Below are 5,682 nucleotides of genomic sequence, written 5' to 3'. Positions count from 1 at the left end.
AGAAACTTGTTTCCTTTTGCAGGAAAAGCACGGTATGCTTGCAAATGGTTAGTTCTCCATTAGTGTCCCTGTTGATTACGGAAGTCGTTTCGTTACACTTTATTTCCAAAAGCTCTAACAATCGATTTGGGTTCGTCTGCTTGATGATTCCTTTTAGGCTCTGTGGAAACTTGACGGAGGTTGGCTCGTTGGGCAGCTTGCTCGCCAGTATCTTTTTCGTAAACATGCAAAGTTTTTGTCTTGTCGGCTCGTCAACTTGGAGTGTTAGGGTTTCAGAGATTCATGAGTGCATAGCTTGGCTAACTCAAGACCTCATAACCTAACAAGCTCACAGTTTCATCAACTCAAAAACTTAAATTGATATTTTTATTTTACAATATCGCTCTAATTTTCGCTCCGTTCTAGCGAAAACTCAGGCTGAAAAGTTAGTAAAAAACCGCTTTTTATACCCTTTCGCACCTTTGGCGTTGTCAATTTTTACGCCCGGAACTTGCATTTTGCACCATTTTGCCTTTCTAGTTTGGTGGCCACCTCGTATTTTTTCAAGCCCATTTTCCTGCTTTTAGCCCATAAAACCCCACTTTTTAACGACTGTTTTGCCCTTTTCAGACATGTTTTTCATGGCTCTAAAAGGTTTTGTTTATACAATTGCGACGTATATTTATTCTTTTCGTCTTGCGTTTAGCACCTTTTTGCACTGCGTTTAGCACCATTTTACCTTGCGTTTAGCACCAAAATACACTGCATTTTGCACCAAAACGCACTGCGTTTTGCGGCATATTGCACTGCGTTTAGCGGCATATTGCACTGTGTTTAGCAGCATATTGCACTATATTTTGCCCCAAATAGCCCCAAAAGGGGTGCTAATGGCGGCCTTTTGGAATTAATATTCATTTTGCCGCATTCACTGGCTAACCCCCTTTTGCATCAAAACAAACCTTCGCGAGAATCGATTTTTTGCGACAGGGTGAGCGGTTGGTGGACAAAAAGGGCACTCATAATGTTAAAATTTTTGCTGAAAACCGGACAAAAGGTAATTGTGCCGTATAAGCACGCATGGCAACGGCGACGGAAAGCACGTACACTTGCGACCGCCAGCGCGAGCGGTTGCGGGGCATGCTAATCACGGCCAACGAAGACAGCATCATGAAAATGCGGAAGTAATCTGCCATTGAGATCCGGTTTTCAAATGGTAGAGAAGGCATTGAATATCTTCCGCCAGTTCACCTTTTGCGGCATAAGCCCGTTTTGCCACAGACAAATGGGGCAAAAATCCATTTTTTGTCGTGTCTCTGTACAGTACGTCGTACATGGAGAGGAGTATTTGTATCGGTTTTGCATCACAATGATAATACACTCATCTCAATTTATAGAAATCACGAGTGTCCACTGCCATACATTAGAGCCTGTGCAGTTTTGTTTGATTGTTGGGCTTATTGTCTGTCTTATTTTTGAAGGCGTAACGGACAACGTTAAAAGAATAAGACGGGTAACAAGCGCGGCAAACAAACGAAAGGTGTACAGGAGGAGATGGAAACAACCTATAATAATTGACAGGTGTTCTAACGGCCGATTGGGGTTTAACGTTGTGAGGTTCCTCGTCGTTCGCCAATCTATCACCTTGTCGCAAAAAGAAGATCAATACTCGCTGAGGGTGTTTTGAAACATGGTGGGAGTAGGCTGTAAACAGGGGGTAGAGCGGTTTGATGTTGCCTGTAAGCGCGACTTGTGCAGAATGGCGTGTTATTTGCAGCAAAACATCTTGCAATATGATGCAGAATGCCCGTTTGTCGGTTGTAAAAAGCACTGCAATTAGCAGCAAATCGCAGTGTTAAGCCTAGCAAAAAGCAGGGCTAGCAAATTGTGCCCTGTGTGGGTGTTAATGCCTTTTCGCTCGATGGTAAACTTGTGTAGGATAAGGGTAAAAAGAATTTTAAGAAGTGTGCATTTTGATGGAAAAGCGGATTTCGGGAGATTGAAAAGTCGGCGTTTCGCAGCAAACAGGAAAGGTAAGGGGGCAAGATGCAGGTGATGTTCTCAGATGTTGACGAATATCGAGGCGTGTAAGATAGAAAACAATGGTTAATTAGCAACTCGACTTACTTCTTTTTTTACGAGGTTGTGGTGCCGAACAAAGACGAGAGTGTGAAATATAAGTACTTGATTGTGGGTTAACGCCAATGTCTTTGCTGGCATAATGAATGGACTGTTTGGCGACGTGAAGGATAAATAAATACGAAAAAATTTGGCGCAATCTGTTTTTTTTGATATATTTGCACCCAGATAAAGAACTAATGAAAGAAACGGAACAAGCGTACTACATTGGAAAACAACAGTATTGCTGATAAATAAGGATGAATAACGCCTTGCTAAAGCTCCGCTTACCTAGCATGAAGTTAAAACCTAGCTCCTGTGCATGGTAATAAACATCCGAGTAAATATAGCCACGGCAGCTATTGTGAACCGTTTCGCTCCATGAAAAGTGCCAGATAACGAGAAACTTACGTCGTTTCTGTATAGCACCATCAAAAACATAACAAGAGAATTTAAGTAGTTAATGATTATGAAACGAATCCTGTTTTTCGCTTTGTTGGCCGTGTATGCCTGCATCCCGCTTGCTGTGAATGCGCAAGGGCAAGACCCCACTACGCACAAATGGCTTGGTAATCCCGTCGAATCGGTTATTAATAACCCAGACGAGAATAAAAGAATTGTGTACCTTTATAACGTTGGTACAGGCAAATACCTCAATGCCGGTAGCTATTGGGGCACGTCGCTTGTGGGTTTCAGCACGGGTATGACCATAACAGTCAAACATTCTACCCTAGCCAATCACTATCGAATGGTTGGTCCCTTGAAGACAACTGAGGGACAGAACATTGCCTTTGGCCGAAGGAGAGACACGCCGGGGTTTGACGATGCGGCTAACTACAACAGGGCGTATGTGGATAGAGGGGTGACATACAATACGGATGTAACGCCAAACCCCTATGCTGTACAAAAAAAATATATCAATGGCGTGCTAGATTGGAAATTTGAAGAGGTTAAGCCTGGTAGCAAAACTTATTGGATTAGTGTGTATAACGATGAGACGACCCAAGGAATGGGCGGCAAACGCTATTTGCAAATGACGAAGGTGTTGAAGGATAAGGTTTATCCCATTAGCTATCCGGGCAATGTTAACCCTAACGACGAGACCTGTCAATGGAGGATAGTTACGCGAGCCGACCTTAAAGACGTGTTTAAAGATGTGTATGCGTCTGACGAATCGCCTGCTAATGCCACCATTCTGATAGACGACCACAACTTTGCGCGTGGTGATAGAGATGTGGAAAAATGGGTTACAGCAGGTGGATTGACTTGGGGCTGGGCCGACCATAACGCTTATTTGCTGGAACCTGCGAATGACGCATATACATATTATGTGGGCAATGGCGCCACGAGCAGCAACTCGTACATGGCCGATAATGCTAGCTATGGCACAGCCAACGTGAGGAATCTGGGGAATACGGCTCATGCCAACGGGAAAGTTTCGCAGAAAGTGAAGGCTATTAAGAAGGGGTGGTATCGCATTTCGTGTAATGGTTTCTATGCTCCTGCCACAGGCAGTAACCTCACGGCGGAGCTTTTTGTGAGTGTAGTGGGTATTACTGATGCAAATTCGAATGTAAAAACAACCTTAAACAAGTTTGGGGGTGACTTTGAGTATACGCCTCAAGAATTTCGAAAGGTATATACCAATGCGGACAGAGCTGCCGATAAAGTGAGCCCTTACGTAAAGGCGGCTAAGGTTTTTGAACACGGCATGTATAACAACACGGTGTTCGTGTATGTTCCACACGACACCGATGTAATGGAAATTGGCGTAAGGGTGGCTAATTCCACTAAGCCGCTCGACTGGACTTGCTGGGATGACTTCTCATTGGCTTATTGCGGAACACTTGACTTGATACTTGATGAAACACAAAACAACTCAACTTATATCTTGGAACAAGTGAAACCTAATAGGGCAGCCATAATGGTGCTGAAACGAACGTTGCAGAAGAACGAGTGGAACTCTATTGTGTTGCCAGTGTCGCTTACTGTGGGACAACTGAAAGCGGCATTTGGTGAGGATGTGAAGTTGTCGGCCTATCCCAAACAATCCACAGATTATGAAAGACGTATCGACTTTACAAAGGTTGATTTAGACCAAGAGGACGACCATGTTGCTCTTGATGCCTATAAGCTGTACTTGATAAAGCCTACCAAAGACCCAACGGTGATGACCTCGTTAAAACCCTACAGTAAGTTGAAGAATAATAAACCGTGGCTCTCGGTTAATGCTCCTTACTACGTCATTAACAATGTCACACTCGATAAGAAACCGGAAGACCAGCCAGGTTATTCTGGGGGAATATTGCGAAATGCAGCCTCTTGGAGTACTACGGCAGACGGGAAACTGCAGTTCTGTGGTTCGTTATATCGTCATGCTAGTGCGGTTGTGCCAGCCTTCTCGTATGCGTTGGGCAAAAGCTCGGCATCGAAACATAGGTGGCTGTGGCACTATACGCAAAGCCCTATGCCCGTTAAAGGTTTCCGTTGCTGGATTGCTACGGGTTCTGCCACCCAATCTAAGGCTCTGAAATTCTTCGTTGACAATGAGGAAATAGGCAATACATTCAACACTACAGGTATAGCAACAACGGCTAGTGAGGGAAATGGCGACCTATTCGCTGTTCCGTGCAACATCTATGCCATAGACGGGAAACTGGTACGTCCGAATGCAACGTCTACCGAGGGCTTGCCAAAGGGCGTTTATATTGTCAACCATAAGAAACTCATCTTAAAATAGAGTTGGAACGAATGAAAACACATGATTATTTAAAACCCGATTGTGCTGCGATACACTTCGGCTTAGATGAGTTGCTCATTGCTCCTGGAGCTTCAAGGTTTGATAACGATGGCGATGGAAATGCTGATCAACATGGGGAAATACCCCACAACCCTGATGAAATTGGAGCTAAACCTAACTATGGATGGGATTGGTGTGAAGAGGACGAAGGATGAAGTGTTGGAACTTTAGGTGTAAATGGCCATTTGGTCGACTGGGAACTCTCGTTTTTTTTTTCTACCAAATGTCCATTAGTTGAGCTTTATAACGAGCAGGATACTTAAAAGAAAGTACGGAGTAACTGTATTGAATTAGACTGTGCCCTGGGTAAATGATGCTGTGGCTTTGTGTTAATAGTAAGTCTAATAGCTGGCGGAGTCCATAAAGTCGTTCCTTATATATATATAAGGTGTACATTCCTGTTATGTTATCAATGTGTAAAGAAACTCAAAAACTTGCATTATGGTTCGATATTTTTCTTAAAAAGGCTTGCGTGGTATTTAAAAAAGCCCTACCTTTGCATCCGCTTTCGGGAACGAAGTTCTTTGGGAGCAATTGAAAAAGAGTTCATTGAAAGATTTACATAGACAGTAGTAGTACAAGAGCAGACGTGCTTGTCTTTTTATGGGATGGGCGCGTTTGGGTAGAACATTAAGAACCGTCGGTTCTCCCAGGTCTTTATTTATTGAAGATGTGGGTAACCGGTACAGGTGAGTGAACTACGATAGATTTGGTGCTCGTCCTGATGGGATAATGCCGCAAGGCATAAAACTTTTAGCGTTGTTCTTTATCTTTATGGATAAGGCATG

At 43.6% G+C, this 5,682-nt stretch carries 4 protein-coding genes; 2 read left to right on the top strand and 2 right to left on the bottom strand.

Going from position 1 to position 5,682, the window contains the following annotated elements:
* Both HMPREF0670_RS17290 and HMPREF0670_RS16560 read right to left on the bottom strand, forming a co-directional pair.
* A partial coding sequence (locus tag HMPREF0670_RS17290) for a hypothetical protein (protein ID WP_044078440.1) occupies window positions 1–226 on the bottom strand: 226 nt, incomplete at its 3' end.
* A gap of 769 nt (window positions 227–995) precedes the next feature.
* Entirely contained in the window at window positions 996–1,172 is a 177-nt protein-coding gene (locus HMPREF0670_RS16560; protein WP_157579673.1) for a hypothetical protein, read from the bottom strand.
* 1,385 nt (window positions 1,173–2,557) lie between these two features.
* On the opposite strand from HMPREF0670_RS16560, the gene HMPREF0670_RS14650 reads away from it, so the two are divergent.
* Window positions 2,558–4,834, top strand: coding sequence for a hypothetical protein (locus HMPREF0670_RS14650; RefSeq protein ID WP_009231924.1), 2,277 nt, complete (start codon window positions 2,558–2,560; stop codon window positions 4,832–4,834).
* A gap of 11 nt (window positions 4,835–4,845) precedes the next feature.
* Entirely contained in the window at window positions 4,846–5,049 is a 204-nt protein-coding gene (locus HMPREF0670_RS15995; RefSeq protein ID WP_009231923.1) for a hypothetical protein, read from the top strand.
* Window positions 5,050–5,682: the final 633 nt, after the last annotated feature.

The sequence above is a fragment of the Prevotella sp. oral taxon 317 str. F0108 genome (assembly GCF_000162415.1).
Classification (GTDB): Bacteria; Bacteroidota; Bacteroidia; order Bacteroidales; family Bacteroidaceae; genus Prevotella; species Prevotella conceptionensis.
Note: the sequence above shows the minus strand (reverse complement) of the source record. Positions and strands in the feature narration are given on the sequence as shown.

What these genes read in the sequence shown, in the direction of transcription:
- HMPREF0670_RS16560 (WP_157579673.1), bottom strand. Translation starts at nt 1,172, where the DNA reads ATGGCAGATTACTTCCGCATTTTCATGATGCTGTCTTCGTTGGCCGTG.
- HMPREF0670_RS14650 (WP_009231924.1), top strand. Translation starts at nt 2,558, where the DNA reads ATGATTATGAAACGAATCCTGTTTTTCGCTTTGTTGGCCGTGTATGCC.
- HMPREF0670_RS15995 (WP_009231923.1), top strand. Translation starts at nt 4,846, where the DNA reads ATGAAAACACATGATTATTTAAAACCCGATTGTGCTGCGATACACTTC.